The organism is Rufibacter roseolus, from assembly GCF_017916365.1.
Lineage (GTDB): Bacteria > Bacteroidota > Bacteroidia > Cytophagales > Hymenobacteraceae > Nibribacter > Nibribacter roseolus.
On sequence record NZ_JAFMSU010000002.1, the window covers coordinates 866,804 to 892,050 of the forward strand.

Consider the following 25,247-nt stretch of genomic DNA (forward strand, 5'->3'; position numbering starts at 1 on the left):
TTATGCAAGATCAATCATGGCTTGACAAAAGTGCCTACCCCTTCAAACAGCATTATCTGGCAGTACCCGGAGGACAGCTCCATTATGTGGATGAAGGTCATGGAGCTCCCATTTTATTTGTGCACGGCACGCCTTCCTGGTCCTTCCTCTGGCGAAACCAGATAACGGCACTTTCCAAAAATTATAGGTGCATTGCGGTAGATCACTTGGGTTTCGGACTTTCTGAGAAACCCCAGAACTTCTCTTATTTATTGGAGGATCACCGAGACAACCTTACTAGACTGGTAGAGCACCTGCAATTGGAGAACGTAACGCTGGTGGTTCATGATTTCGGGGGACCCATTGGGCTGGGCTGGGCCGTAAAGCAGCCCGAGAAAGTGGCTAAGGTGGTAGCGCTCAACTCCTGGATGTGGCCCCTTACCGAAGTTAAATCCATAATGCAGGCAAGCAAACTGTTCGGCAGCCGGTTTGGGAAGTTCCTGTACGTGAACCTGAACTTCTCCCCAAAATTCCTGTTGCCGCAAGCCTTTTACCAAAAGGAAAAACTTACCCGGGAGGTGCATCAACAATACCTGGGACCGTTCAGGGAAAGGAAAGACCGGCTAGGCACCTGGTACTTTGCCAAAGCCTTGGCCGGCGAGACTCCATATTTCACCAGTTTGTATAACCAAAGGCAAGTTCTGGACGGCAAACCTGCACTAGTGTTGTGGGGCACAAAAGACAAATTGATTCCGGCCTCATTTCTGGAAAACTGGCGAAAAACACTGCCGCAGCTAAAAGTATTGGAATTGGAAACCGGGCATTTTCTTCAGGAAGAAGCACCTGACAAAGTCACGAAAGCCATTCAGGCTTTTTTAGAGCAGCCGGTTTTACAGTAGGTTCTCTTACAGGACAGCCTGTGTAGCTCTTCCTTTTTTAGCTAGTACATTACTCGCCAGTATCTGTTTTCTTAAGGATGCCCTTCTCCACGGAACTGTCCAGGAGGGCTTTGGCGAATTCCCAGATGGTTTGGGAGCCATTCTGAAGCCCAACTGTTTTCTCCATCACTCTGTCATAAGGTACGTTGTACTCCATCCAGGTACCGCCTTCGTTGGAAACGTTCTGCAGAAGTGGCTCCAAACGGTCCATGGTGCGGGCAAACTTTGCCTCGGCGGTTTCACCCGCCTCAAATTCTTCCCAGATGTGCAGGAACTCCTCGGCTTGTTTTTGGGGCAATAAACCAAAGATCCGCTGGGCAGCTTTCCGTTCCACCTCGGTGTTGGTGTGGTTTAAAACAGTATCAAACAGGAAGGTATCGCCGGCATCAATCTCTACCAGGTCATGAATGAGTAGCATCTTCACCACTTTGAGTACATCCACCGGCTCGTTGGAATGCTCAGCTAATACCAGTGCCATCATGGCGAGATGCCAGCTGTGCTCCGCATCATTCTCGTGGCGGTTGCTGTTGAAGAGACGGGTTTTACGGGTAATATATTTCAGCTTATCAATCTCGTGGATGAAGGCGATTTGCTGAAGAAGAACATCAAAGGTTGTCATGATCAATCTCGTAGTTTGAGTAAAAGCAATTATCCTTAAGAAGTAAGTCTTTTTGATTCTACACCTGAGTCAAGTTGCTGGAGAAGCGCCAAGCCTTGAGGCCACTCCCCGAATCCTGCGGCTACGTTAATATGGCCCGCCGCTCCAATGTTCAGGAAGCTGCTGCCCCACTGCTTTGACAGGTATTCCGCCCGAACTAGTTCCATGTAAGGATCGTTGTCGCTGGCCACCACCACCGAGGGAAATGGCAGTTTTAGCAACGGAATGGGCCTGAATCCGGAGGTTCCCTCCGGAAAAGAAGCAGCTTCTGTGTCGCTGGGCGCAACCAACAGAGCTCCTTTGATCCTCCTATTGTATTTAGCGGCCCAAAACGCAATGGTGACACAGGCCAGGCTATGTGCCACCAGGATGAGGTTTTCGGGATTGTGCTGTTTTACGGCGGCCTCCAAAGTCTCTACCCAATCGGCACAGTCAGGGGTTTCCCAATCCAGCTGCTGCACCCTAGGAAAGTTAAATTGCTTTTCCCATAGCGATTGCCAATGCAGCTCACCGGAATTTCCCAAACCAGGGACGATGAGAATGGTAGCGTTAAAAGTCATTTCACTTCAATTAAAACTAACCCCTATTCGCGAGGCTTATGACGGCTTTCCAGTACCTGCACTACTTCAGCTAGTGAAAGCCCTGAGGCCTCTAACAGCACCAACAAGTGGAAGATCAAGTCAGCTGCTTCGCCTTTCATCGGTTCTGTGTTTCCGGCAACTGCATCAATGACCACCTCCACCGCTTCCTCCCCTACTTTCTGGGCCATTTTGTTCAGGCCTTTGTTAAACAGGTGATTGGTATAGGAGCCTTCAATAGGATTCTTTCTACGGTCTTTAATGGTTTGCTCCAGATTCGCGATGAATTGTAGCGCTTGCTCGGTTGGGGTGAAGTTCTGGAAGCTTCTCAGATGATAAGAGTCTCTGTCGCTCTCCACATCAAAGCAGGTTTCGGTGTTGCGGTGACAGGCTGGTCCGGTGGGGTCCACCAAAATCAGAAGTGTGTCCTGATCGCAGTCCAGTTCCATCTTCACCACCTTGAGCGTATTCCCCGAAGTTTCGCCTTTGGTCCAGAGGCGGTTCTTAGAGCGGGAGAAGAACGTCACCAAGCCTGTTGACTGAGTTTGCTCAAAGGCCTCCTCGTTCATGTAGCCCAGCATCAATACTTTACCGTTAGCGGCATTCTGGATGATGGCGGGTACCAGCCCCTCTCCTTTGTTGAAATCTATGGTCATGTTTTTAACCTATGTCTGCTTTTTAGATTCTCTGTTTTTGACATGAATTCAGAGAAACGAATCTTAAATAGCCTGTGCCTGTAAAGAAAAACCTCACAGGTTTTCAAAACCTGTGAGGTTTGGCTCTAACATCTTATATCAATTTTATTCTGCGCCAAAAACTTCTTCAAGCCGGGTAGCGGTACCTCCTGGAAGTGGAAGATACTGGCAGCCAACGCGGCATCGGCACCGGCTTCAAACACGTCTAAGAAGTGTTGCTCATTCCCGGCCCCGCCAGAGGCGATCACTGGAACAATTACGTTGCGGGAAATCTCGCCCGTAATATCTAGCGCGAAGCCGTTCTTGGTGCCGTCGTTGCTCATGGAGGTCAGCAGGATTTCTCCGGCGCCACGCTCTACCACTTCCTTGGCCCAATCCAGTGCCCAAAGTCCGGTATCTACTGTACCTGCCTTACTGAAAACCTTCCAGCCCTCCGGAGTGCTCTTGGTGTCAATGGCCACCGTCACGCACTGACTCCCGAAACGACTCGCCAGTTCAGTAATTAGTTCAGGACGGTGAATAGCCGAGGAGTTTACTGATACTTTGTCGGCGCCATTCTGTAACAGCACTTCAACATCTTCTACGGCACTGATGCCGCCACCCACGGTGAATGGGATATCAATGTAGCGGGCCACTTCGCGCACCAGTTCCACCAGCGTCTTCCGCTTTTCATTGGTTGCAGTGATGTCCAGAAACACCAATTCATCGGCGCCTTGTTTCGCGTACAAAGCCGCCAGTTCCACCGGGTCACCGGCATCGCGGATATCTTCAAAACGTACGCCCTTCACGGTGCGTCCGTTCTTGATATCCAGGCAAGGGATAATTCGTTTTGTGAGCATTTATAGATGCTAGTATTTAGATGTTAGATGCTGGACTTAAGAGTCAAGTCTGAACATCTTACTTATTTAATTCTTTTATTCCGCTGGCGCGAGCGTCCCGCTCGTGTCCGTAATCATACCTGAATCTTTTTTGCTTCTCAGCGAAGTCAGAATCAGCAATGCGTGGGGACACGAGCGGGACGCTCGCGCCAGCAAACCTTGTTAACTAGATAACTTCTTTAGCCAAATCTTCCAGGGAAATGGTGCCTTCATAGATAGCTTTACCGATGATAGCACCGTGTAAGCCTGCTTTGCGGAGCTGATGTACTTCTTCAATAGTAGTTACGCCGCCACTGGCGATGAACTGCAAGGTTGGAAACTGCTCCAGTAAACGCTGGTAAACCTCAATAGAAGAACCTTGAAGTTTACCGTCTTTGCTTACATCGGTGCAGATGAACGTTTTTCCGCCTTTTTCAGCAAAAGAAGCCAAAAACGATTCAAGTGTTAATTCACTTTGTTCGGCCCAGGCATTAATGGCGATGCGGTTGTCTTTGAAGTCAGCGCCTACAATGATGCGGTCAGCACCGTACTCCTTCAGCCAAGCTTCTACTGTTTGCGGCTCCCGTACGGCAATGCTACCAGCAGTGATTTGTTTGGCTCCGGCATCAAACGCCTGACGGATGGCTTCTGAGCTTTGCAGGCCTCCACCGTAATCAATGTGCAATTTAGTCTGGCTGGCGATACGCTCCAGTACCGGAAGGTTCACGGGTTGTTTGGCACGGGCACCGTCTAAGTCTACCAGGTGCAACCGACGTAAGCCGAGGCCTTCAAACTGTTTCGCTACTTCTACCGGGTCTGTGTGGTACGTAGTCTGCTGGGAAAAATCACCCTCGGTGAGGCGAACGCACTGGCCGCCAATAAGGTCAATAGCCGGAATAATGTCCATGGCTTAGAGATTTAAGAAGTTCTGAAGAATGTGCGCTCCCGCAGGGCCGCTTTTCTCGGTATGAAACTGAACCGCGTAGAAGTTCTTGTACTGCAGGGCGGCACTGAATGGCTCTGGATAAGAGCTCTGCGCAATGGTATGCTCTGTTACCGGAGCATAAAAGCTATGCACGAAGTAAGCGTACTCCTCTTCCTGTATACCAGTGAATAAATCACTCTTCAAGTGGTGCAGATTGTTCCAGCCCATGTGCGGCACTTTGATAGCCGCATCAAATTTCTTCACGGGCACTGGAATAATGCCCAGCATTTCAGTATCACCTTCTTCAGAGTGCTGGCAGAGCAATTGCATACCGAGGCAAACACCCAGGAATGGCTGCGTAAGCGTAGGCAACAGCAGATCCAGGTTATTAACCTTAAGTGCCCGCATCGCCGATGAAGCTTCGCCTACACCCGGAAAAATCACTTTATCGGCTGACTGAATCTCTTCGGTATTAGAGGTAACGGTGGCGTGAGCACCCAATCGCTCCAGGGCGAAAAGCACACTCTGCACGTTACCCGCTTTATAATCTACTATGACGATTTTCATTATAGAACACCTTTGGTACTTGGAATCTCCATCTTGTTCACGTCACGCACTAACGCCATCTTGATAGCTTTGGCTACTGCTTTGAAGATAGCCTCAATTTTGTGGTGCTCGTTCTCGCCTTCGGCCTTGATGTTGAGGTTAGATTTAGCCGTGTCTGAAAAAGATTTGAAGAAGTGCATGAACATTTCGGTTGGCATGTCTCCTACTTTCTCGCGGGAAAACTTAGCATCCCACACCAACCACGGGCGACCAGAAAAGTCAATAGCTGCGTGTACTAAGGCATCATCCATTGGTAACAGGAAGCCGTAGCGGTTAATACCGCGTTTGTCGCCAATGGCTTGCGCGAAGGCTTCCCCTAAAGCCAAAGCGGTGTCTTCAATGGTGTGATGCTCGTCAATGTGCAAATCGCCTTTCACGTGAATGCGCATGTCTACGCCAGAATGCCGCGCCAATTGGTCCAGCATATGGTCAAAGAAGCCAACACCCGTCTGCATGTCAGATTTACCTTCGCCGTCCAGGTTGATTTCAACACTGATTTGCGTTTCATTGGTGTTCCGCTGAATAGTAGCGGTACGGGCAGGCAAACGCAGGAAGTTATAAATGGCATCCCAATCTGTGCTGATGAACGAAGCATCTTCATTTGCGATATCTTGTAACAAGATGCTTTTAGAACCTAGATTCTTCGCCATCTGCACATCGGTAAGGCGGTCGCCAATCACGTACGAGTTCGCCAGGTCATATTCACCGGTCAGGTACTGGCCCAGCATGCCTAAGCGTGGCTTGCGATTCGGGCTGTTTTCGTGCTCAAAGCTGCGGTCAATATGGATGTGCGCGAACTTGATGCCCTCGCCTTCCATAATCTCCAGCATCTTGTTCTGGTAAGGCCAGAAGGTATCTTCAGGGTAAGAATCTGTACCTAAGCCGTCCTGGTTAGTTACCATCACAAACTCATAGTCCAGCTCTGTAAATATTTTGTGGAGGTTACGAATGACCTTCGGGTAGAAAGAGAACTTCTCAAAAGAGTCTACCTGATAATCGGTAGGTGGTTCCAGGAGAATGGTACCGTCGCGGTCTATAAATAAAACTTTTTTCATGGTTTACAGAGTGGCTTCTTGAGCGGAATAAGCGTTCAGTGATTCTAAAAGATTATCGTTTTCGGCAGGTGTGCCAATGGTGATGCGCAAGCAATTCGCACAACCCGGTTGAGTTGAACGGTTACGAACTACTACGCCACGCTCTAATAAGTAGACATACAGTTCATTGGCGTTCGGCACCTGTACCAGCACGAAATTGGCATCTGACGGGTACACCTTTTCAATCAGCGGAAGTGCTGCAAAAGCTACTATCAAACGAGAGCGTTCCTGGATGATAACTTGCAGCATATCCTCCAGTTGTGCAGTTTTATCTAAAGCGGCACTTACCAGCTCCTGCGTTACTACGTTAATGTTGTAAGGAGGCTTGATTTTATTCAGATAACCGATGATTTCCGGTGAAGCGAAAGCCATTCCTAAACGAAGACCAGCCATTCCCCAAGCTTTGGAAAGCGTCTGCATCACCATCAAGTTCGGGAACTCGTTTAAACGGGTGATCCAGCTAGGCACATTGGTGAAGTCTATGTACGCTTCATCCACTACTACCAAACCGTTGAAAGAACGGATAAGCTTTTCTACCGTGGCAGGCTCCAGAATATTTCCGGTGGGGTTATTAGGCGAGCACAGGAAAAGAATCTTAGTAAGCTCGGTTTGTTTTTCGGCTATTTTCTCAAAAACAGGCTGAAAATGCTCATCTAACGGTACACGCTGAATGCCAATGTTATGGATGTTAGCACTCACCTCGTACATGCCGTAGGTTGGAGGCAACAACAAAACCTCGTCACGGCCCGGCTCACATACCAGACGCATCAGCAGGTCAATAGCTTCATCAGAACCGTTTCCTATGAAGATTTGCTCTGGTCTAACCCCTTTCAGCTTTGACAGTTTTTCTTTGATGATTTTCTGGTAAGGGTCTGGGTAGCGGTTGTAATCAACGCCCCCTGCCAGACTGCCCAGGTTATTTTCGTTTGCGTCCAGATAGACGCTGGCTTCGCCTTCAAACTCATCACGCGCCGAGGAATACGGCTTCAGTGACTTCAGGTGCGGACGAATGAAATTATCTATTGAAAACATTGGTAAATGTGCTAATTAAGTAATGTGCTGATGTGCTATTTTAAGTGCTTCAACACATCTTCTTCTGTACAATCTAAATCCTTCTTTCTCATTTTGTCATCTTGGAAAGATCTTGTGGGCCAACAGCAGGTGCGATGAATAAAAGCTCTTTCAGTACGCTCACCAAATCCTTTCAGGATGACAAAGAGGTTTTTCTTAGGCGAACCGTCACTGCATTCTTGTGCGCGTGCAACCCTTCTGCCTCCGCCATAGTTTCCACCGCTGGTCCTATGCGCTCTAATCCCTCACGAGTCAGTTGCTGGAACGTAATCTTTTTCACAAAGCTATCCAGGGAAACACCGCTGTAGTTACGGGCGTATCCATTAGTAGGTAGCGTGTGATTTGTTCCTGAAGCATAGTCACCTACAGACTCTGGACTAAAGTGGCCCATGAAGACAGAACCAGCCTGCGTTACTCCTTCGGCTAGTGCTTCTGGTGCCTCTATTGAAAGGATTAAGTGCTCAGGTGCATACAGGTTAGAGAAGGCCAGCGCTTCCTCCAACGTATCTACCACCACCCCAATACTGTTGTTCAACGCTTGTTCAGCTACCGTTTGCCTAGGCAGTTTCGCTACCTGGTCTGCTACGGCAGCCTGTACGTTTTTAAGCTGATTTTCAGAATTCGTAACAAAAACAACCTGTGAATCTGGGCCGTGTTCTGCCTGTGAAAGTAAGTCAGCCGCAACAAAGTCTGGATCAGCAGAGTCATCGGCAATCACCAATACTTCAGAAGGACCTGCCGGCATATCAATGGCTACTCCCATTTGGGTCACCATTTGCTTAGCTGCGGTTACATACTGGTTACCCGGTCCGAAAATTTTATCTACAGCCGGTACCGTTTCCGTCCCGAATGCCATAGCGGCAATGGCCTGCGCTCCACCTGCTTTCAGGATGCGTTTAATGCCAAGTCTGTTGGCGGTATAGAGAATAGTGGCGTTGATAGAACCGTCTGCGCTGGGCGGAGTAGAAAGAATGATTTCGCGGCAACCGGCAATCTGGGCGGGAATACCCAGCATGAGCAGCGTAGAGAACAAAGGTGCAGAACCACCCGGTATGTACAAACCAACCTTCTGAATTCCCACTGACTTTCTCCAACAAGTAACCCCTGCCATGGTTTCTACTTGTTGAACCGGTTCACGCTGGGCTTCATGAAAACGCTGTATATTGCTGTAAGCTAAATCTATAGATTCCTTTAACTCTTCAGATACTTGCGGAATGGCAGCGGCAACTTCTTCCTCGGTTACCCAAACGCTTTGCAGCGTGGCCTTATCAAATTTGGCCGCTAACTCAATCAGAGCTGCATCTCCGCGTTGCTGAACCTGGTCAAAGGTCTGCTGCACGCCTGCTCGCAACTGGTCCAGCTTTTGAACCGGACGCTGAGTAAGAGCTGCCCATTCCTCTTGTTTAGGATATAGATAGGTTTTCATGCTTACCCAATCATCTTTTCAATTGGAACCACCAAAATACCCTCCGCCCCTGCTTCTTTCAGTTTCTGGATGATATCCCAGAAATCATCTTCGTTCACCACAGAATGCAGCGAACTCCAGCCTTCTTCGGCTAACGGAATAATGGTGGGCGACTTGATACCTGGCAACAGCGGCTTGATCTGCGGAATGGCCGAGTTAGGCGCGTTCAACACCACGTACTTAGACTTCTGTGCTTTCTGCACCGCCTCCATCCTAAACAATAACTGCTGTAATAGACGGTTTTTTTCCTGGTCCAGGTTTTGGTTAGAGATGAGCACCGCTTCAGATTTGAAGACCGTTTCCACCTCGCGCAGACCGTTGCTGATCAAAGTAGAGCCAGAAGATACAATGTCACATACTGCATCTGCCAGCCCAATGCTGGGGGCAATCTCCACCGAGCCGCTGATGGTATGAATATCGGCTTGTACGCCTTTAGAGGTTAAAAATTCCTGTAACAGGTTGGGGTAAGAAGTAGCAATGTTCTTTCCCTGTAAAGAGGTGACATCGGTGTAAGTATCTCCTTTAGACACCGCCAAAGACAAGCGGCATTTACTGAAGCCCAGGTTCTTGACAGATAATTCCTGCAAACCTTCCTCTACCAGAACGTTCTGGCCCACAATGCCAATATCAGCCACACCGTCGGCTACGTAGCCGGGAATATCATCATCGCGCAGGAACAAAATTTCAAGCGGGAAATTAGTGGCTTCGGTCTTGAGTTTGGAAGAAGTACTGATAAAGGAGATGCCGCATTCACGGATCAGTTTCAAAGAGTCCTCTGAAAGGCGCCCGGATTTCTGGATGGCTAGCCGAATCATAAATTATGTAAGTGCTTTTGAAAGCGTAGAAGAAGAAACAAAGATAGTAGCTGATTCGCTGATCTCTGAGAAAAGCGACGGCTTAAATGGGGCCCTGCCCCTGAATGGACGATATGATGATATAATTCCTCCTAAGAGGAATGATGGAAAAGATGGCAATGCACCCCATGAACCGCGGTTGCGGCTTTTGAAAGGGAAATATTTTTGTAGGTGCTGCTCATAATGTAGTCCAAAGGTAGTACGTTCTCCCTTTAATCAAATAGATACGTCTTCTTTTTTGACTTGTTTTCTTCAGTTAAATACGCAATATTTGTATTTTACAATTTAAACATGAAAAAGGATAAACTAAATTGGCGATTTGGTTTGCCTTTTGCTTCTGACTAAAAGTTGCAGCAGTTCTGTTTTAGTGTTCAACCCGTAATTACTATGCGAAAATACCTGATAGCGGTCACACTCCTTTTCTTTACCGTCTCTGGCTTTGCCCAGACTATGCTCAAATTACCTCAGGCTAGTCCAAGAGCCAACCTTACCTACACCATTGGAGTCACCGATATCACCATCAACTATGGCGCCCCCGGCGTGAAGAACCGCGAAATTTGGGGCAAATTGGTTCCTTACGGGAAAGTCTGGCGTGCCGGTGCCAATGAAGCCACCACTATTAAGTTCAGTACCGAGGTTCAGATTGCACAGGAGAAAATCCCGGCTGGTACTTACACCTTATTTGTATTGCCAACAGATTCTACCAATTGGTCTTTGATCTTGAGTAAGCAAAAAGGCCTGTGGGGTACCGATGGCTACGATCAAAGCCAGGATATGGTCCGGATTCCGTTTTCCCCGCAATGGTCAGTCTTCCACGAAACCCTGCAGTACTCCGTTCAGGACATCACCCCAAACAGCGGCCGCCTTTCTTTGAATTGGGCAAACAAGCAACTAGTCATCCCTATTAAGGTAGACGCGCACAACCAGACCCTGAAACTCATCAAAGATTCCCTCTCCTCGGCTAAGCCGACTGATTGGGCTATTCTGGCCCAGGCCGTTGGTTACCTCCTCCAGCAGAACTCAGACCATGAGCAAGCCCTTGAATGGATAAATAAGTCCATCAACATTGAAGAGAATTTCTTTAATACCTGGCTTAAAGCCAAATTGCTGGCCCAAAAACATGAATACGCCGAGGCTCTTGAGTTGAACAAGAAAGCACAGAAACTGGGTAGGCTGTCCAAAGAATCGTATCAAGCATACGCTGATGAAATTGAAGACGCTGCCGTTCTTTGGAAGGAAAAGCGTTTCGCAGTGAATTAGTTTTTAGGCTCTTTTTTTTAAATTGACTTAAATACAGCGAGGCCGCCCATTAATTGGCGGCCTCGCTGCATATACAGTGAATATTGCCTTCGTGTTGAAGACAACGACGAATCCAGTCTAGTGATGCTTCTTCATATATGTTTTTGAGGGCCCTTGATTTATTTAGTGCTTTTTTCAAAGTCAAATCCCTCCAGGTAAGAGACTTTCCACTGGCCATTTGATTTCTTAACCTTAAATCTATACCTGAATTCCTTCCAATCTGGGGAATGGTTCAATCCAAGTTTACCCCATTTCCACTGAAAGCTCCCTTCGTTATCTTTCAATACCAATGCCTCTACCTCAACAGAAGCCCATGGGTTAGGGGTATCATAGGGAACGTCTTGACATAGGCACCAGGGATCTACGTCATTCGCAAAGGAAAACGTTGGTAGTTCGCCCACCAGCCATTCATCCAATTCTTTGTTTTTGAGTTTCCTATTTAGCGTCAGGATTATTCTATCATAATCCTCTATAAACTCATCCGAAAATATCCCGGTTTTTCTAAGACTTTGTAGATTAGCTCTGTGCATGCTCATATCAAAACCTATGTAAACGGCCCCTTTGCCATCGGTCAAGGCGGGTAACAGGGTTATTGCCTTTTCTGAGTTGCTCCAACTCAAAACTTGCCTTATCAGGTTTTGGATTTCCTCTTCGTCTTTTGACAATACATTTGGTTTCGCGGCCTCAGTGTTGCTTTCTTTTTCTGCAGCCACCACCTGAAAATTTTGCCTGCCACTCTGAGCTTGTGCCAAGGCAAGACTATCAATTTGCCTAATGGTTTCTGTTTCTACCTTGTTTTTCTGATTACAACTAAAAAACACCAATAAGGAAACCAGAGCCAGCGACCTAAATATTACCATGGGGATTTTTTTAAATCTATTCTATCCAGAGACTGCCAACTAAAGACAAACCGCATTAACCTGTTTTAAGGCCGTTTTCTACAATTTGGCTATAAAACGAAGGTTGAACAAGCGGCCTGTCAGGTAATTAGGTACGGCGTAAGTAATGCCATTATAATCACGCACGTAGTTGTAGGAGATCACGTTATTGGCGGCAATAAGGTTAAGGACTTCCAGGCTTAGCCAAAGGCTTTTGAGCCCAAAGTTGCTGGAGTTCTCCGTTCCCCTGATGGTGATGAGCTTAGAGAAACCTATGTCAACCCGTTTATACGACGGCCCAGGGAAACCGCTTCTCAGGCTCAGGTTACTAGGCGGACTGAAGGGCAATCCGGTACTGAACACCATGTTCAGGTACATGCGCAAAGTGGGGTTGTTTGGCAGATGGTCCTGAAAGAAAACCCCGAAATTAAGTAACTGATCAGTGGGCCTCCGGATATAACCGCGAGGTTCTTTCTTAACTATTTGGCCCGTCTCCGGATCGGTGGTAATGGTGGAGTCACCCGACAGATTCTCGCGCGTTCTTAACAAACCCAAGCTAAACCATGATTCCTCTCCTTTAATAAATTCCCCGTTCACCCGTACATCAACCCCCATGGCATAGGCAGTGGCTTTTACCTGGGGCAGGTACCGGATGCGCATGTTGTCCTGATCATATGGAATCACCGAAGGCAGGTATTTGTAGTAGGCCTCAGCAGTCAATTTAAATGGCCGACCCCATTTCTGGAATCGGTACTCGGTTCCTGAGATGAAGTGCCAGGATTGCTGATTGCTCAGGTCTGTTATCAGGTTGCCCTGGACATTCCGCAGCTCCCGGTAAAGGGGTGCTTGTACGTACAGGCCTGTAGCCAGCTTGAAAGACCAGTCCGGCAGACTTGGGAATTGCATGGCATACTGTATTCTGGGGCTTACGGAAAGCTGCTTGTTCACCGACCAATAATGGAACCGTAAACCATACGTGAGGGTCTTCAGGCTGTCCAAGTTCCATTGGTGCTGGGCAAAACCCTGGTAGCGCCAGGAAGCCAACTCCTGTTCGTTTTGCAAGTTGGTAAGGTCAAAGACGTAATCTGAGGAATCCTGGAAAGAGTACTCGTTCAGGACATCCCTGATGTTCTCACGGCTGCCTTTGATACCGGCACTGAACTGGTTTTTGGTTGATGGTGACCAGGTGGTTCTTAATTCCATGGTCTGTAGGGCCGCCCGCAAGCGATTACGGGAGTACTCATACCGCGTTCCCACTCCCCGTTCTCCGGCGCACCGGTTGAAAGGCGATACCCCGGGTGTAGGCATGGCGTCACAGAACCGGTAACCCGCTTCTAGATCACGGAATTCTCTTTCCTGGCTGTATAATCCAGAATAAATGAATTCCGTCCGGAATTCTGGCGAGAAGTCATGCTTCAGCCGTAATCCGCCCTGGTAAGTGGTGTAGCGCATTTGTTCCTGCCCGTCATAACCTACCAGCAGGCGCAGCATCTGGAACTGGTTCCCGAAAGTGGTTTCGCGGGTTTCAGGGCGAACCTGATAGTTGTTGTTGGCCACGTTGCCTAAAAAGCTGAGTTGCGTTCTCGGTTCCAATCCTGTCTTCCGGTGTTCTTCAGAAGACAAGTCATAGGTGAGATACGTCTGCACATCGCCGAACTTAGGCCGGTAATCACCTTCCACTTCCAGGCTGTTCAACACGTAGGCCGCGGTTTTATAACGGGCGCCTACCAGGTATCCAAGCCGTCCTTTGCTGGCAATGCCTTCTGCGTGCACAGATCCACCAGTTAGGCTCCCCGAAAGTGAAGTCGCAAATTTAGTGGGTGTTCGGTACTGGATGTCCAGGACAGAGGAGAGTTTATCGCCGTACTTGGGCTGCCAACCACCCGAGGAAAATGTGACATCCTCCACCAGATCAGGGTTAACGAAGCTGAGACCTTCCTGCTGGCCGCTGATGTTAAGGAAAGGCCGGTATACCTCAATGCCATTCACATACACCAGGTTCTCGTCAAAATTGCCGCCCCTTACTGAGTAACTGGACGACAGTTCATTGTTGCTGGTAACGCCAGGCAGTGTGAGCAGTATTTTATTGAATTCCTGGAAAGGCGCCGGCAAAGTCTGGGTCAAGCGCGGATCCAGCCGGGTAATACTTACCTGGTCTCGGGTGTCTTCCAGATTTCGCCCCCTGATCCTGACCTCGGAGATCTGGCTATTTTCTTCCTGCAACTCCACGGTGACAAATCTCCTTTCCTGGGGCAGCAACTGGATTTCCTCGCGTTTGGTCTGGTAACCTATGTAGCTCACTACTAACCAGTACCTGGTATTGGGTTCAAGCTTTAAAGTAAACCTGCCTTGGGCATCTGAGATGGTGGAAATCTCATGGCCCTGCAAACCGACGGTAGCGCCAACCAGAGGTTTTTGGGCATCGTCCTGGACAATGCCTTGCAGGTAAGCCTGCTGGGCCATGGCCGGTAAACCCAGTAAAAAAAAGAAAACCCAACACCAACCCGTCCGCATGCGCATGACTTTTAAAAAGAGATTTGTTTCAGGTCCTGGATGGTTTGTGTGGGATCCTGCGCATTAAACACAAAAGACCCGGCTACCAAAACATCTGCCCCCGCCTTTAGCAGCAAAGGCGCATTCTCCACATTCACCCCACCATCAATTTCTATAAGGCAGGAAGATTCCTTAGCGGTTATCAGGGATTTCAGTTCTTTGATTTTCTGGTAGGTATTAGAGATAAACTTCTGCCCGCCAAAACCAGGGTTCACAGACATCAGAATCACCACGTCAATGTCCTGAATCACCTCAGATAGCAGGGAGACTGGCGTATGCGGGTTCAAGGCCACCCCAGCCTTGGCGCCACTGGCTTTGATTTGCTGCAGGGTACGGTGGAGGTGCGGACAAGCCTCATAATGCACCGAGATAATATCGGCACCGCCATCCCTGAATTGCTCAATGTACAGCTCTGGGTGCTCAATCATGAGGTGAACATCCAAAGGCTTTTGGGCCACTTTCTGGATGGCTTGCAGAACTGGAAACCCGAAGGAGATATTAGGTACAAAACGTCCGTCCATTACATCCACGTGGATCCAGTCGGCAGCGCTTTGGTTGAGCATTTCAACATCATGGTCTAACTGGCCAAAATTGGCAGCCAAGACTGAAGGGGCAATTAAATGAGGCATCAGGGAAGATTTTCTATTTATGCAAAGCAACACTTTCTAGCCGCAAAAAGCAATGCGTAGTATAATACTGGTTTAAACCGGTCAAGGGTTTAATGTTTAAAGCCTGTATTCTCAAAGGATGGTCAAAACGAGGTGAATGAAGATAAACAAAAAAGCCTCGCCATGGAAATCACAACGAGGCTTTGTCTTTTTTTTAAGGAGAGCTTATTCTACTTTTCCGGTGCTTTCCAGAGATTCCACCCGGTCTGAACCGGTTATTATGTAGTCCTCGCCATAAGGGCAGCTTGCTCCCGAGGAATCTTCGCAATAGGTATAGTCCTTATTCGTACGGCTAACCGGCCCAACTCCTAACGCCAGAACCTCATTTCTTTTCTCCAGCTCAATTGTATTCTTACTTTCAGCCTGCACCAGGGTTAAGGTATTCTCATAGTTCTTACCGTTTTCTGAGAAAGCATCCCCTAAATTGGCATAGGTGTAATAAACCGGATTCTCGTGGTCTTCGTTCTTGAAGGCATTGGAAACAAAAGAATACCCGTCCTGTACCGGGAACACCATATGAACCGTGGTCTGGTTGTTTTCCAAGATGCGCAGATCAGTGGAAGACATGGAGATAAGCTTCACGCCAGAAACGGTCCAGGCACTTTCTGGAGAATTCCTGCGGCTAACCTCTACCCGGAACCACTCACGACCGGTCTGGTCGGTGGTGATATCCTTGATTAGTTCGCGAGTTTGGAAAGTAGTGGTTTTGGTGACCTGATTTCTGGAATACTCGTTCTCTGTGACGTTGAAAATCCAAAATCGTCCCACCTCAAGGGGGAAATACTGGTAACCCAAGCTATTTGGGTCTCTGGTGATTTCATCATCTCCGCAGGAGGAAAGCAGGCTGGTCAACAGGACCACAAAGAGCAAGATTCGTTTCATATATTCTGTTTGACTTCTTAGTCTACAATAAAGCTGGTTTCAATCCAACCACCGCCAATCACGTCGTCTCCTTCGTAGAAAACGGCGGCCTGGCCAGGAGCGATAGCATTCACGCCCGCATGGAATTTTACCAGCATTTTGTCGCCTACCTGTTCAATGGTGGCAGCGGTGCCTGGGTCATTGTAACGCACTTTGGTAATGGTTTCAGTAGGTAGCCCGTACAGATTCTCGTACTTGACCATGCTCAGTTTGCCCACGTTCATGCCGTTCTTCGCTAATTGCTCATAATTGCCCAGCACTACCCTATTCGTTTCTTTCTCAATTCTGGTTACAAACGCTGGGTAACCAAGGGCCACGCCCAAACCTTTCCGCTGCCCGATGGTGTAGAAAGGGTAGCCTTCGTGTTTGCCCACTACAGTACCGTCTTCCAGCACGAACTCACCGCCGGCTACTTCGGCCTGCAGGTTGGGCACTCTTCTTTTCAGGAAGCCACGGTAGTCATTATCCGGGATAAAGCAGATCTCGTAAGACTCGGCTTTCTTCACCAGCGCATCAAAACCGCGGTCCGTGGCCATTTGCCGGATCTCTGTTTTATGCAGTTGACCCAACGGGAAAATGGTGCGGCTCAAACTCTCCTGCGAGATTCCCCACAGCGCGTAAGACTGGTCTTTGTTGTGGTCTTTTCCTTTGGAGATGACAAAGCGCCCGTTCTCTTCGCGTATGTTGGCGTAATGGCCTGTAGCGATGAAGTCACAGCCCAGTTTATCGGCGCGACGCAGCAAGGCGTCCCATTTTATGTGGGTGTTGCACAGCACGCAAGGGTTTGGCGTGCGACCGGCAATGTACTCATCGGTGAAATGGTTAATGACGTAATCCCCAAACTCCTCGCGGATGTCAATGATATAATGCGGGAAACCCAACTGCACCGCAATGTCACGGGCATCGTTGATGGAATCAAGGCTGCAGCAGCCGGTTTCCTTTTTGCTTCCCCCGGAACTGGAGTAGTCCCAGGTTTTCATGGTCATGCCCACTACTTCGTATCCCTGCTCGTGCAACAGCACCGCTGCCACGGAGGAATCAATGCCGCCACTCATAGCGACCAATACTCTTCCTTTTGAACTCATTTTTTCTGAAATAAAACGGGATTCACAGTCCCGCCGAAAAACAATGCTGCAAATATAGTGAATTTAAGGGGCTTTTGCGTCCGCTGAGGATCAGGTACTTACTTAAAGCTCCTTCTAAAACCCTGAAGACAAAAAATAAGTTTAACAGTTCACAGACTAGGTTTAGCGCCGGAAATACGCAAAATTATGAGGCTGTTGTAGGCTGCATAACCTAAACAGCTTACTTTTGGACCCGGAAACCCCCATTTTATGGCTCTTTCCCAGAAAACAAGTAAAAAACAAGCATGGCACTTAATACAATTGTTCTTGTAAACCAGATTACCAATTTAAGTGATGCCCGCTACTGCGCCGGAATGGGCGTGGAAATGCTGGGCTTTTCTTTGCAACCTGGCCACCCGCAGCACCTTACCCCGGCAGCTTTCAAGGAGATCTCAGGTTGGGTTTCCGGCGTTAAACTGGTGGGCGAAGTGACTGACCTGCCCGCGCAGGAATTAGAGGAATTGCTGCTGGAATATAAGGTAGACATGCTGCAACTCAACAGGCTTTACTTTATAGAGGAACTGGACGAGTTGCCTTTACCCATTATCCTGCGCGTGCTCATTGACAAAGACACCGTAGAGGAAAACCTCCTCAACACCCTGGAGACCTACCATCAACACGTAGAATACTTCCTGATTGACTCAGAGGACTTCTCTTTCATAGACAATACCAACCTCCGTTTCCTGCGCGATATTTCCAAAAAGTACCCTATCCTGCTAGGCTTCGGTCTTACCAAGGAAAACACCCGCGAGGCCCTGGAGAAAATCCACCCTGCTGGGATCGCCCTCAAAGGCGGCACGGAAATCCGCCCTGGCTTTAAGAACTTCGATGAACTGGAGGAGATCTTTGAACAGCTGGAAGATTAGGGTAATGTGCTAATTTTTTGATTTGAAGATTTGAGGATGTGGAGATTTGAAAATGTGCTGATGTGCAGATATAAAAATCACACCTATTCCTTTCCTACATCTAGTTAAGAAATTGAAATCCCTTTTGGGCCTGTTTTCATGAAAACAGGCCCAAAAGGGATTTCTCATTGGAGAGCTGCAAGTCTTGCCTGCTATGCTATGGCTAAATTAAAAAGCTAATCAGAGGATCATCTTATTTAGAAATTTACACACCAACACATTTCCAAATCTTCACATTTCACCATAAGCACATTAGCACCTTACCTCATTAGCACATTAATGAAAGCACATTAAAGCTGGTACTGCAGGTATTTGATAGGGACGCCCAACTCCAGGTACTTTTTCTCGAAGGTGGTGTAGATACCCATTGTGTGCTCCAGCAGGTCAGACTCGTATAGGTCTTTGGTGTAAAGGAGTTTAGGTGCGCCGCGTTCCTGTAGCACTTCCAGGGAATAGTCAAAAAGAAGCTCGCTATCTGTTTTTAGGTGGAGCTTGCCACCGGGTTTCAGGATGCGCTCGTACATCTCCAGGAACCGCGGGGAAGTGAGCCGGCGTTTGATGTCGCGTTTGCGGGGTTGCGGGTCTGGGAAGGTGATCCAGATCTCGTCTACCTCCTGCTCCCCGAAATGCTGGTCCAGGTTCTCCAGGAAGATGCGCAGGAAACCTACGTTGTATAGACCGGCTTCCTCGGCCAGGGAGCTCCCTTTCCAAATACGGTTGCCTTTGATATCAATCCCGATAAAGTTCTTGTGGGGGAACATCTGGGCCATGCCCACGGTGTACTCGCCTTTTCCGCAACCTACCTCCAGGATGAGCGGTTGCTCCTTCAAGAAGAAGTCGCGGTTCCAGTGCCCTTTCAGTTTCTCAAAATTATCTTTGCCTGGTTCTACCACGTTTGCTCGGGTGGCATTCACCGCAAATTTCTCTAGTTTTCCTCTGCCCATTAATTATAGTTCGGGTATTTCTGCAACCACAAAGGTACTACCGCCAATGAAAATTACCTCATCCTCCTGGGCAAAGGCTTTAGCGGCCAGAATGGCGTCTTCCACGGTGGGGTAAGCAGAACCTTTTAAACCGGCAAACTGCGCCTCCTCCCAAAGCTTTTGCACTGGCAAGGCCCTCGGGATCTGGGCTTCGCAGAAATAGTAACGGTAACTAATCGGTAGTAAGCGCAACACACTGGCAATGTCCTTGTCATTCACGGCCCCAAAAACAAAGTGTACTTGATTGGGCTGCATGGCCAGCAGTTGGGTAACTACCGCCCGAAGCCCGTCAACGTTGTGGCCCGTGTCACAGATGGTCAGAGGATGCTGCCCCAGCACCTGCCAACGGCCTTTCAAGCCGGTAAGCGATTGTACATTGCGCAAGCCCTCGCGCAGGTGTGCTTCCGTAATGGTAAAGCCTTGCTCATTCAGGTTTTCAACGGTAGTCAGAACACCCGGTAAGTTAAAGCGCTGGTAACTCCCAAGCAGTGAAAGCTCCAGTTGATCCAGGTACAGGTCATCTCCTTTATAGATAGCGTAGTAAGAAGACAAGCCTTTGATAGCTTGCAACGCTACCCGGTATGTTTGGTCTGCGAAGGTGAGCGGACTTTGGGTTTGGCGGCTCTTTTCCTCAAAGATGCCTGAAACCGAGCTTTGGGTGGTGCTGATGACCGCCGGCACCCCGGGTTTGATGATCCCGGCTTTCTCCCCGGCAATCTCCTGCACAGTGTTCCCCAGCAGAGCCTGATGGTCCAAGCCTATGTTGGTGATAAGCGAAACTAGCGGGGTAATGATATTGGTGGAATCTAACCGGCCACCCAAACCCACTTCAATGATAGCGATGTCTACCTGCTCCTCCACGAAATAGTCAAAGGCCAAGGCTACCGTCATCTCAAAAAAGGAAGGCTTCACCTCTTCAAACAACGCTTGGTGCTGTTGGGTAAAAGAGGCCACCTTCCCGCGGGAGATCATCTCTCCGTTCACCCTGATGCGCTCGGTGAACTCTTTGAGGTGGGGCGAGGTGTACAGGCCTGTTTTATAGCCGGCCGCTTGCAGCACAGCCGCCAGCATGGAAGAGGAACTGCCTTTGCCGTTGGTGCCGCCTACGTGCACGGTTTTGAACTTGTGCTGGGGTTGATCTAAGGCATCAGTGAGAGCCACAATGTTGACCAGGCTCTTCTTAAAAGCAGCGTTGCCGATGCGGTGAAACATCGGCAACTGCTGATATAGGTATTCTAAGGCTTGTTCGTACGTCACGAAGGTCGTCTTTAGTTGGATCTTATAATAAAGGTGATGGTTCCGGTAGCGCCTGCGCTGGCATTGCCTCCGGTGGTTCGGCTAAAAGAGGTTCTCTGTACTTGCTCCTTATACCAGTTCACTACTTTAGGGCTTACGTTGCTTTCCAGTACTTTCACGCTTACCAATTCCCCGTTCCCGTCAATCTTAATCTGGAATTTCACCACCCCGGTTTCATCATCAAAGGGGTCTGGTTTTGGGGCTACGTCGTAACGCCAACCGGGCATGTTCAAGCCGCTTCCACCTCCACCGCCGCCGTTGCCTTTGCCGGGAGTGCCGTAAAGCGCCCGGGAGTCAAGCGAGCCGTTAGGATCACCCTGGTCGCCCACTTTGCCGGGACGGTCCCCGTTGTTGTTGCCGGTGGGTTTATTGCTGGTACCGTTTGTTCCGTTAGCACCTGCTGTGGTGGATTTTCCGGGGTACAGGGCTCTGGGTTTCTCCACTACCGGTGTAGGCTTGGCTACTTCGGTTTTCGGGGTTTCACGGGGCGTGGTGACCGGTTTTGCCTCTTCCTTGGGCGGAATGGAAACTGGCCCTTCGTCAACGGTGGTTACTACTTTCTCCTGCTGGGTTTCCGTTGCGGGAGCCTGTGGTTGCGGGGTTGGCGCCGGAGTTGCTGGCTGGTCCAGTTGGCGGGCTGGTTTGCTGTCTTCCCGGTTATCTGAGGCATTGGCGCTGGCCGTGGTCTGCAAATCCCCGAAGCCCTCGGCGTCTAAGCCATAGTTAAGCACGATTCCTTCCCCTCCGGACAAGGGCGGATCGGGCGACTTGAAAATCACAAAGTAGAAGACCGCGAAAAGCACCATGTAAAAAAGGATGGTACCTGCCAGGGCTTTCAGCTGATCTTTCTTAACTACTGAATTCTGCATACACTAAATCAGGAAGCGGCACTTGGGCTTTGCGTAGCCATAATCATTTTCACCTTTAGCTTGGAACCCACCTCCAGAATGTCTACCAGTTTCTGTACGTTCAAAGAGGCATCCACGCGCAAAACCACAGTGGCTTTCTCAATATTTGTGCCAGTCAGTTCCTTGGCCAATTCCATCTCCAGGTTCTCAGGCGCCACCGGGCGCTTATTGACGAAATACTCCCCCGTGGAGGTCACCGATACGTTAATTGGTTCCTGCGCCACTTCTTTAGAAGACTTGGCACTAGGCAAAAGTAATTTCACGGCGTTTGGGTTGGCCATGGTAGAGGCGATCAGGAAGAACAGCAACAGGAAGAACATGATGTCGTTCATGGCCCCTGTCTCTACGTGCGAGGTAGAGTGTCTTTTTTGGCGAAGCTTCATAAGCTTAGTTCTCCTGTAATAAGTCTGTAAACTCTAAGGCGTTGTTCTCAATCTTGAACACCACTCTGTCCACCATCAGGCTGAGGTAATGGTACCCAATGTGGGCGATAATCCCCACAATAAGACCTGCCGCCGAAGTCACCAGTTTCTCATACAAACCACCTGAGATCTGGTTGATCCCGAAATCATTGGAAACGGAGATCTGATAGAAGATTTTGATTACCCCGGAAATCGTTCCCACGAAACCAAGCATTGGCGCAATACCGGCAATAATTCCCAAAATGCTGATGTTTTTCTCCAGACGGGAAACTTCCAGTCTACCCACGGCCTCAATAGAGGTTTCAATGTCTTTCAAAGGCGAGCCAATGCGGCGGATCCCCTTTTCAATCATGCGGCTCAGCGGAGTAGAGGTTTGGATGCAAAGCAATTTAGCGCCCTGTAAATCACCTCTGAGCACCAGGTTCTTCACGTTGTCCATGAAGCTGGCTGGCTCCCGGCTGGCTCTTTTAATGGCCAGGTAACGCTCAATCATGATAAACACCGCCGCAAAAGCCAAGATGAAAATAGGCACCATAACCCAACCTCCACGCCAAACCATGTCTAAAAGAGAAATAGAGGGAGCAGCTTCTGCGGTGGCTGCGGCATTAGAGGCAACATTCACCGCTGTGTCAGTAGCGGTGGTAATCTGAAGAAGAAAGAAATTCATGTTAATAGTTATATACCCAAAGTTCATTGCTGATTTTAGAGCGCAACGCCGGTAATGCAGCGAAGGCCTCGGCCTCAGTGGCGTAGTCCGCTACAGAAACCCGTTGGTGTTTGGTATCATAGATGGAGGTAATGATCTTAGCCTCCAGGCCTTTCTTAGCAAAGCGCTTCTGGTGCATGGCCGCGTATCCGTTTGAAGAGGAGAACACGCCCATGATGATGTAAAAACGGCCGGTCTTGCGTTTAATTGTAGCAGGCTCCGCAACTTCTGCTTTTTCCGCCTTTTTAATTATTGGTTTAGCTACGGCTACCTTTACTTCTTTCAAAGGAGCAGGATCGGTCACCTTCGGAGCCGTTGCAACCGCCACTTCTTCCTTCACTGCGGCTAATGCTTCCGCCGGTTTATTTTCTTCCGTTAACGTTACAGGGCTGGTTTTTGGAAAAGAGGCCAAAAGGGAGTCTTCAGTGGCCAGTTCCTCCTCTAGCGTTGGATCTACCGGCAAAGCCGACTTATATTGTTCCGTTAACTGGGCTTGCTCAAAAGCATCTACTTCAGGAACTTGGGGTTCTTCTTTCTGAACCGAGGCCACGTTCTCAGAACCGGTCAACAGAGAGACAGGGTTCAGGGAGCTTAAAGCCACATCGCCTTGCATAGACAGCAGGTAAATGGTAGCTACAGACACGCAACCCACCACCAGGCTGGCACCAATACGGTATAGCTTCCGGAATTTGCTTCCTGCTTTTTTGCCTTCCTCGGGTTGAAGAGTCTGGTCCTGGTATTTACCTCTGAGGATAAGCGTCTCTTTACCGGCTATAGGTTTGGCAACCAGTTCCGGTAACCCAAAAGCCTGCTCCAGGAAGTTGTCGCTCTCCAGGTTCTCAAACACCAGCTTGTGCTCGGCGTTGTAGCGGAACACACCTACGTCTTCCAGTTCAAACCGGTGCTGGGTTCTCAGTTGCTCTTTCAGTTCGGTCACAAACTCCGCTACCGCCAGCTGGGCCTGCGGCATAGGCCATTTTTGTTTCTGGGCCAGGGTGGAGATCAAAAGCCCATCGTTCACCTTCAGTTGCTCATTGAAGGCAACCCTTTTGGAAGGCGGCGAAAACATGTGTTTCACCGGATGGATTTTGGCCGGCGTATAATGCGTAATCAATCCCCCGAAGTTGGGGATGATTACGCAGTCATAGGCGTACAGCAGCGATTTTATGTGGCTTTGAACCATATTTTTTTAGAATGAATAGGTAACCCCACCAATAAAGGAAATTCCTTGGGTTGGATAATTCACGAAACGTTGGTACTTGCTGCCCAGCAGGTTATTACCCATTAAGAAGGCAGAGAACCTTGGCGTGAAGCGGTAATCGCCCTTCAGGTTCAGGTCCACCACGTTGTCTGTCTCTTGCAGCAGCTTAGTACCATCTGTACGGGTTATTTCCCCGAACGAACTGCTAATATAGTAAAGTTCACTGTTCAAGAGAATCTTGTCAGAAAGATTATATGAAGCGAAGGCCGTCGCGATCATGTCTGGCCGGTGGAAAGGCTCACGCAATGAGGTAGTTGTGTAGTTGTTGCTTTCCACCTTGGCACCCAGCCTTAAATCCTCAGCCTGGTTAAAGGTCAATTGCCCGAAGAACTGGAACACCTTAGTTACCCCGTCGTCATACAGCAGGTCAAACTTAGCCGAATCTGCTACCGAGTTGTTGTAGAAGTACAGGTTGCGGTAGTTCTGGAGGGCTACCCTGCCCGTAAAATTAACTGATTTGCTGATGCTACCGTTCACCCCTCCGTAGATTTCCAGGCCTTTGTTTACGTCCGCGATCTGCAGGTTCTGGTTCAGCCAGGGATTTTCCTTGCTCAGGGAGAACAGCGTGTTCCGCTGCAAATCTCCACCAGCCCCCACAAACATGGTCAACTTGTCCTGGATCACCTGGTAATTTGCCTCCAGGGCCGGGTAGACGTTGAATTTGCGGGCATCATTTACCGTGTCACCGGTATAGGCGATAGTGGCACCCAGCATTAAACCCAGACGGTCCATCTTCAGGGCGTACGCCGGACGAACCTTGAAGAACCCACGGCCATAGGTATCATTGCCTTTCAGGCTGGTGTAGGCGAGATCCAGATCCACCTTGATCTTTGATTCTGCACTCAGGTCATAAGCCGTTTCTACCCTCCCGAACAGGTGCGTCTCTTTGGCGTTGTAATCATCTCCTGTGTAAGTGAGCCCTACTTTTCCATCGTAATGGAAGATGTTCTTTACATCCGTCAGGTTATTCAAGTGACCCTCTACCAAAAAACGGTTATATACCTGTTTAATAGAGTTCTTATCAACTTCTGCAACATTGCTGCCACCGTAGAAATAGTTCTGGTCGCGCTCGTACCGTACCCGACCCCCTACAGCTACCGGACCATAGTAAAGTTCTCCGTTGCCCTGAACGTAACTACTGGCCGAGCCGGAGTTCTCAATGGGACCGTGTGCCGAGGAAAGGTGCCCTACCTGCGCCCCGAAGGAAGACTTGTCGTTTCGGGTATTATGGAAATAGCCCTGCCCGTAGAATGTACCATAGTTCCCGAGACCGCCTTTCACGTAATTGCCATATTGCTTGGAAAGTTGCTCAGACTCTATGGCCAGCACCTTCATGGGCAGGTTTATGTAATGCTCAGGTAAGCGGTACTCGTTGAAGCGGTACGTTACCTTGCGGTCTCCCAAAGTGGGTGGCTGAATGAGGAACTTCTGAAAGTTACGATTGGCCTCCGGGAGCTCCAGTGTACGGTTCTTCTCAACTACAATTTCGGTGCTTTCCAGTTTGTTTCCTTCGCCCCAACCCGTCTGCTGTGCCTGAGCGGCCGGTATCAAGCCTAATAAAAAGAGAGCAGAGACACCCGCCCATTTAGTTGTATATCTCATG

Annotated in this window: 25 protein-coding genes; 3 read left to right on the forward strand and 22 right to left on the reverse strand. The window is 49.0% G+C overall.

Annotated elements, in window-relative coordinates; all coding sequences use genetic code 11:
* Positions 1 to 2 precede the first annotated feature (2 nt).
* Positions 3 to 878, forward strand: coding sequence for an alpha/beta fold hydrolase (locus tag J3P35_RS12595; RefSeq protein WP_210464944.1), 876 nt, complete (start codon positions 3 to 5; stop codon positions 876 to 878).
* A gap of 49 nt (positions 879 to 927) precedes the next feature.
* Here J3P35_RS12595 and J3P35_RS12600 read toward each other — a convergent pair whose 3' ends face one another.
* From J3P35_RS12600 to hisG, 10 genes are all read right to left on the reverse strand, one after another.
* Positions 928 to 1,536 (reverse strand): HD domain-containing protein, encoded by a 609-nt coding sequence (locus tag J3P35_RS12600; protein ID WP_210464945.1) that lies wholly within the window; start codon positions 1,534 to 1,536, stop codon positions 928 to 930.
* A 35-nt stretch (positions 1,537 to 1,571) separates the two neighbouring features.
* Positions 1,572 to 2,135 (reverse strand): RBBP9/YdeN family alpha/beta hydrolase, encoded by a 564-nt coding sequence (locus tag J3P35_RS12605; RefSeq protein WP_210464946.1) that lies wholly within the window; start codon positions 2,133 to 2,135, stop codon positions 1,572 to 1,574.
* Positions 2,136 to 2,158: 23 nt separating this feature from the next.
* Positions 2,159 to 2,809: a bifunctional phosphoribosyl-AMP cyclohydrolase/phosphoribosyl-ATP diphosphatase HisIE gene (gene hisIE, locus J3P35_RS12610; protein ID WP_210464947.1), complete on the reverse strand. Its 651-nt coding sequence runs from the start codon at positions 2,807 to 2,809 to the stop codon at positions 2,159 to 2,161.
* 125 nt (positions 2,810 to 2,934) lie between these two features.
* Positions 2,935 to 3,687, reverse strand: coding sequence for an imidazole glycerol phosphate synthase subunit HisF (hisF, locus tag J3P35_RS12615; RefSeq protein WP_210464948.1), 753 nt, complete (start codon positions 3,685 to 3,687; stop codon positions 2,935 to 2,937).
* A gap of 205 nt (positions 3,688 to 3,892) precedes the next feature.
* On the reverse strand, positions 3,893 to 4,612 hold the full coding sequence (gene hisA / locus J3P35_RS12620) for a 1-(5-phosphoribosyl)-5-[(5-phosphoribosylamino)methylideneamino]imidazole-4-carboxamide isomerase (RefSeq protein WP_210464949.1): 720 nt from the start codon (positions 4,610 to 4,612) through the stop codon (positions 3,893 to 3,895).
* 3 nt (positions 4,613 to 4,615) lie between these two features.
* Entirely contained in the window at positions 4,616 to 5,197 is a 582-nt protein-coding gene (hisH, locus tag J3P35_RS12625; protein WP_210464950.1) for an imidazole glycerol phosphate synthase subunit HisH, read from the reverse strand.
* Positions 5,197 to 6,291, reverse strand: a complete 1,095-nt coding sequence (gene hisB / locus J3P35_RS12630; RefSeq protein ID WP_210464951.1) for a bifunctional histidinol-phosphatase/imidazoleglycerol-phosphate dehydratase HisB — start codon at positions 6,289 to 6,291, stop codon at positions 5,197 to 5,199. The genes hisH and hisB overlap by 1 nt, the downstream gene beginning before the upstream one ends.
* A 3-nt stretch (positions 6,292 to 6,294) precedes the next feature.
* Complete coding sequence (hisC, locus tag J3P35_RS12635; protein WP_210464952.1) at positions 6,295 to 7,362, reverse strand: histidinol-phosphate transaminase; 1,068 nt, start codon at positions 7,360 to 7,362, stop codon at positions 6,295 to 6,297.
* Between the two features lie 172 nt (positions 7,363 to 7,534).
* On the reverse strand, positions 7,535 to 8,827 hold the full coding sequence (gene hisD / locus J3P35_RS12640; protein ID WP_210464953.1) for a histidinol dehydrogenase: 1,293 nt from the start codon (positions 8,825 to 8,827) through the stop codon (positions 7,535 to 7,537).
* 2 nt (positions 8,828 to 8,829) lie between these two features.
* The gene (hisG, locus tag J3P35_RS12645; RefSeq protein WP_210464954.1) at positions 8,830 to 9,681 is read right to left on the reverse strand and encodes an ATP phosphoribosyltransferase; all 852 of its coding nucleotides are present in this window, start codon (positions 9,679 to 9,681) and stop codon (positions 8,830 to 8,832) included.
* A gap of 426 nt (positions 9,682 to 10,107) precedes the next feature.
* Between hisG and J3P35_RS12650 the strand changes: the two genes are divergently transcribed.
* A complete protein-coding gene (locus J3P35_RS12650; protein ID WP_210464955.1) occupies positions 10,108 to 10,980 on the forward strand; it encodes a DUF2911 domain-containing protein in 873 nt (290 codons plus the stop codon).
* A gap of 158 nt (positions 10,981 to 11,138) precedes the next feature.
* Here the strand turns inward: J3P35_RS12650 and J3P35_RS12655 are convergent, their stop codons facing one another.
* The 5 genes from J3P35_RS12655 to mnmA all read right to left on the reverse strand — a co-directional run bounded on the left by J3P35_RS12655 (position 11,139) and on the right by mnmA (position 17,124).
* Positions 11,139 to 11,879: a hypothetical protein gene (locus tag J3P35_RS12655; RefSeq protein WP_210464956.1), complete on the reverse strand. Its 741-nt coding sequence runs from the start codon at positions 11,877 to 11,879 to the stop codon at positions 11,139 to 11,141.
* A gap of 78 nt (positions 11,880 to 11,957) precedes the next feature.
* Positions 11,958 to 14,417: a TonB-dependent receptor gene (locus J3P35_RS12660; RefSeq protein ID WP_246850198.1), complete on the reverse strand. Its 2,460-nt coding sequence runs from the start codon at positions 14,415 to 14,417 to the stop codon at positions 11,958 to 11,960.
* 5 nt (positions 14,418 to 14,422) lie between these two features.
* Positions 14,423 to 15,079 (reverse strand): ribulose-phosphate 3-epimerase, encoded by a 657-nt coding sequence (rpe, locus tag J3P35_RS12665; RefSeq protein WP_210464957.1) that lies wholly within the window; start codon positions 15,077 to 15,079, stop codon positions 14,423 to 14,425.
* 204 nt (positions 15,080 to 15,283) lie between these two features.
* Entirely contained in the window at positions 15,284 to 16,000 is a 717-nt protein-coding gene (locus tag J3P35_RS12670; RefSeq protein ID WP_210464958.1) for a hypothetical protein, read from the reverse strand.
* Between the two features lie 17 nt (positions 16,001 to 16,017).
* Positions 16,018 to 17,124 carry a tRNA 2-thiouridine(34) synthase MnmA gene (mnmA, locus tag J3P35_RS12675; protein WP_210464959.1) on the reverse strand — a complete coding sequence of 369 codons (1,107 nt, stop codon included), beginning with the start codon at positions 17,122 to 17,124 and terminating at the stop codon, positions 16,018 to 16,020.
* A 284-nt stretch (positions 17,125 to 17,408) separates the two neighbouring features.
* Here mnmA and trpF point away from each other — a divergent pair, with 284 nt between their 5' ends.
* Positions 17,409 to 18,029 (forward strand): phosphoribosylanthranilate isomerase, encoded by a 621-nt coding sequence (gene trpF, locus J3P35_RS12680; protein ID WP_210464960.1) that lies wholly within the window; start codon positions 17,409 to 17,411, stop codon positions 18,027 to 18,029.
* Positions 18,030 to 18,358: 329 nt separating this feature from the next.
* Here trpF and trmB read toward each other — a convergent pair whose 3' ends face one another.
* From trmB to J3P35_RS12715, 7 genes are read right to left on the reverse strand one after another with little or no spacing between them, the layout of a single operon-like run.
* A complete protein-coding gene (trmB, locus tag J3P35_RS12685; protein ID WP_210464961.1) occupies positions 18,359 to 19,012 on the reverse strand; it encodes a tRNA (guanosine(46)-N7)-methyltransferase TrmB in 654 nt (217 codons plus the stop codon).
* Positions 19,013 to 19,015: 3 nt separating this feature from the next.
* Positions 19,016 to 20,308 carry a bifunctional folylpolyglutamate synthase/dihydrofolate synthase gene (locus J3P35_RS12690; protein WP_317195378.1) on the reverse strand — a complete coding sequence of 431 codons (1,293 nt, stop codon included), beginning with the start codon at positions 20,306 to 20,308 and terminating at the stop codon, positions 19,016 to 19,018.
* Between the two features lie 11 nt (positions 20,309 to 20,319).
* Complete coding sequence (locus tag J3P35_RS12695; protein WP_210464962.1) at positions 20,320 to 21,216, reverse strand: hypothetical protein; 897 nt, start codon at positions 21,214 to 21,216, stop codon at positions 20,320 to 20,322.
* Positions 21,217 to 21,224: 8 nt separating this feature from the next.
* Positions 21,225 to 21,638, reverse strand: coding sequence for an ExbD/TolR family protein (locus tag J3P35_RS12700; protein WP_210464963.1), 414 nt, complete (start codon positions 21,636 to 21,638; stop codon positions 21,225 to 21,227).
* Between the two features lie 4 nt (positions 21,639 to 21,642).
* Positions 21,643 to 22,344, reverse strand: a complete 702-nt coding sequence (locus J3P35_RS12705) for a MotA/TolQ/ExbB proton channel family protein (protein WP_246850199.1) — start codon at positions 22,342 to 22,344, stop codon at positions 21,643 to 21,645.
* Between the two features lies 1 nt (position 22,345).
* Positions 22,346 to 23,566 carry an HU domain-containing protein gene (locus tag J3P35_RS12710; RefSeq protein WP_210464965.1) on the reverse strand — a complete coding sequence of 407 codons (1,221 nt, stop codon included), beginning with the start codon at positions 23,564 to 23,566 and terminating at the stop codon, positions 22,346 to 22,348.
* A 6-nt stretch (positions 23,567 to 23,572) separates the two neighbouring features.
* Positions 23,573 to 25,246 carry a TonB-dependent receptor gene (locus J3P35_RS12715; protein WP_210464966.1) on the reverse strand — a complete coding sequence of 558 codons (1,674 nt, stop codon included), beginning with the start codon at positions 25,244 to 25,246 and terminating at the stop codon, positions 23,573 to 23,575.
* Position 25,247 lies beyond the last annotated feature (1 nt).

Bases quoted from the DNA above. Each gene is read 5' to 3' on its own strand.
- J3P35_RS12705 (WP_246850199.1), bottom strand. From the start codon at position 22,344: ATGAATTTCTTTCTTCTTCAGATTACCACCGCTACTGACACAGCGGTG.
- hisA (WP_210464949.1), bottom strand. From the start codon at position 4,612: ATGGACATTATTCCGGCTATTGACCTTATTGGCGGCCAGTGCGTTCGC.
- hisF (WP_210464948.1), bottom strand. From the start codon at position 3,687: ATGCTCACAAAACGAATTATCCCTTGCCTGGATATCAAGAACGGACGC.
- rpe (WP_210464957.1), bottom strand. From the start codon at position 15,079: ATGCCTCATTTAATTGCCCCTTCAGTCTTGGCTGCCAATTTTGGCCAG.
- J3P35_RS12660 (WP_246850198.1), bottom strand. From the start codon at position 14,417: ATGCGCATGCGGACGGGTTGGTGTTGGGTTTTCTTTTTTTTACTGGGT.
- J3P35_RS12595 (WP_210464944.1), top strand. From the start codon at position 3: ATGCAAGATCAATCATGGCTTGACAAAAGTGCCTACCCCTTCAAACAG.
- hisG (WP_210464954.1), bottom strand. From the start codon at position 9,681: ATGATTCGGCTAGCCATCCAGAAATCCGGGCGCCTTTCAGAGGACTCT.
- J3P35_RS12655 (WP_210464956.1), bottom strand. From the start codon at position 11,879: ATGGTAATATTTAGGTCGCTGGCTCTGGTTTCCTTATTGGTGTTTTTT.
- trmB (WP_210464961.1), bottom strand. From the start codon at position 19,012: ATGGGCAGAGGAAAACTAGAGAAATTTGCGGTGAATGCCACCCGAGCA.
- trpF (WP_210464960.1), top strand. From the start codon at position 17,409: ATGGCACTTAATACAATTGTTCTTGTAAACCAGATTACCAATTTAAGT.
- J3P35_RS12600 (WP_210464945.1), bottom strand. From the start codon at position 1,536: ATGACAACCTTTGATGTTCTTCTTCAGCAAATCGCCTTCATCCACGAG.
- J3P35_RS12695 (WP_210464962.1), bottom strand. From the start codon at position 21,216: ATGCAGAATTCAGTAGTTAAGAAAGATCAGCTGAAAGCCCTGGCAGGT.
- J3P35_RS12700 (WP_210464963.1), bottom strand. From the start codon at position 21,638: ATGAAGCTTCGCCAAAAAAGACACTCTACCTCGCACGTAGAGACAGGG.
- hisIE (WP_210464947.1), bottom strand. From the start codon at position 2,809: ATGACCATAGATTTCAACAAAGGAGAGGGGCTGGTACCCGCCATCATC.
- hisH (WP_210464950.1), bottom strand. From the start codon at position 5,197: ATGAAAATCGTCATAGTAGATTATAAAGCGGGTAACGTGCAGAGTGTG.
- J3P35_RS12710 (WP_210464965.1), bottom strand. From the start codon at position 23,566: ATGGTTCAAAGCCACATAAAATCGCTGCTGTACGCCTATGACTGCGTA.
- hisC (WP_210464952.1), bottom strand. From the start codon at position 7,362: ATGTTTTCAATAGATAATTTCATTCGTCCGCACCTGAAGTCACTGAAG.
- hisD (WP_210464953.1), bottom strand. From the start codon at position 8,827: ATGAAAACCTATCTATATCCTAAACAAGAGGAATGGGCAGCTCTTACT.
- J3P35_RS12670 (WP_210464958.1), bottom strand. From the start codon at position 16,000: ATGAAACGAATCTTGCTCTTTGTGGTCCTGTTGACCAGCCTGCTTTCC.
- J3P35_RS12715 (WP_210464966.1), bottom strand. From the start codon at position 25,246: ATGAGATATACAACTAAATGGGCGGGTGTCTCTGCTCTCTTTTTATTA.
- J3P35_RS12650 (WP_210464955.1), top strand. From the start codon at position 10,108: ATGCGAAAATACCTGATAGCGGTCACACTCCTTTTCTTTACCGTCTCT.
- hisB (WP_210464951.1), bottom strand. From the start codon at position 6,291: ATGAAAAAAGTTTTATTTATAGACCGCGACGGTACCATTCTCCTGGAA.
- mnmA (WP_210464959.1), bottom strand. From the start codon at position 17,124: ATGAGTTCAAAAGGAAGAGTATTGGTCGCTATGAGTGGCGGCATTGAT.
- J3P35_RS12605 (WP_210464946.1), bottom strand. From the start codon at position 2,135: ATGACTTTTAACGCTACCATTCTCATCGTCCCTGGTTTGGGAAATTCC.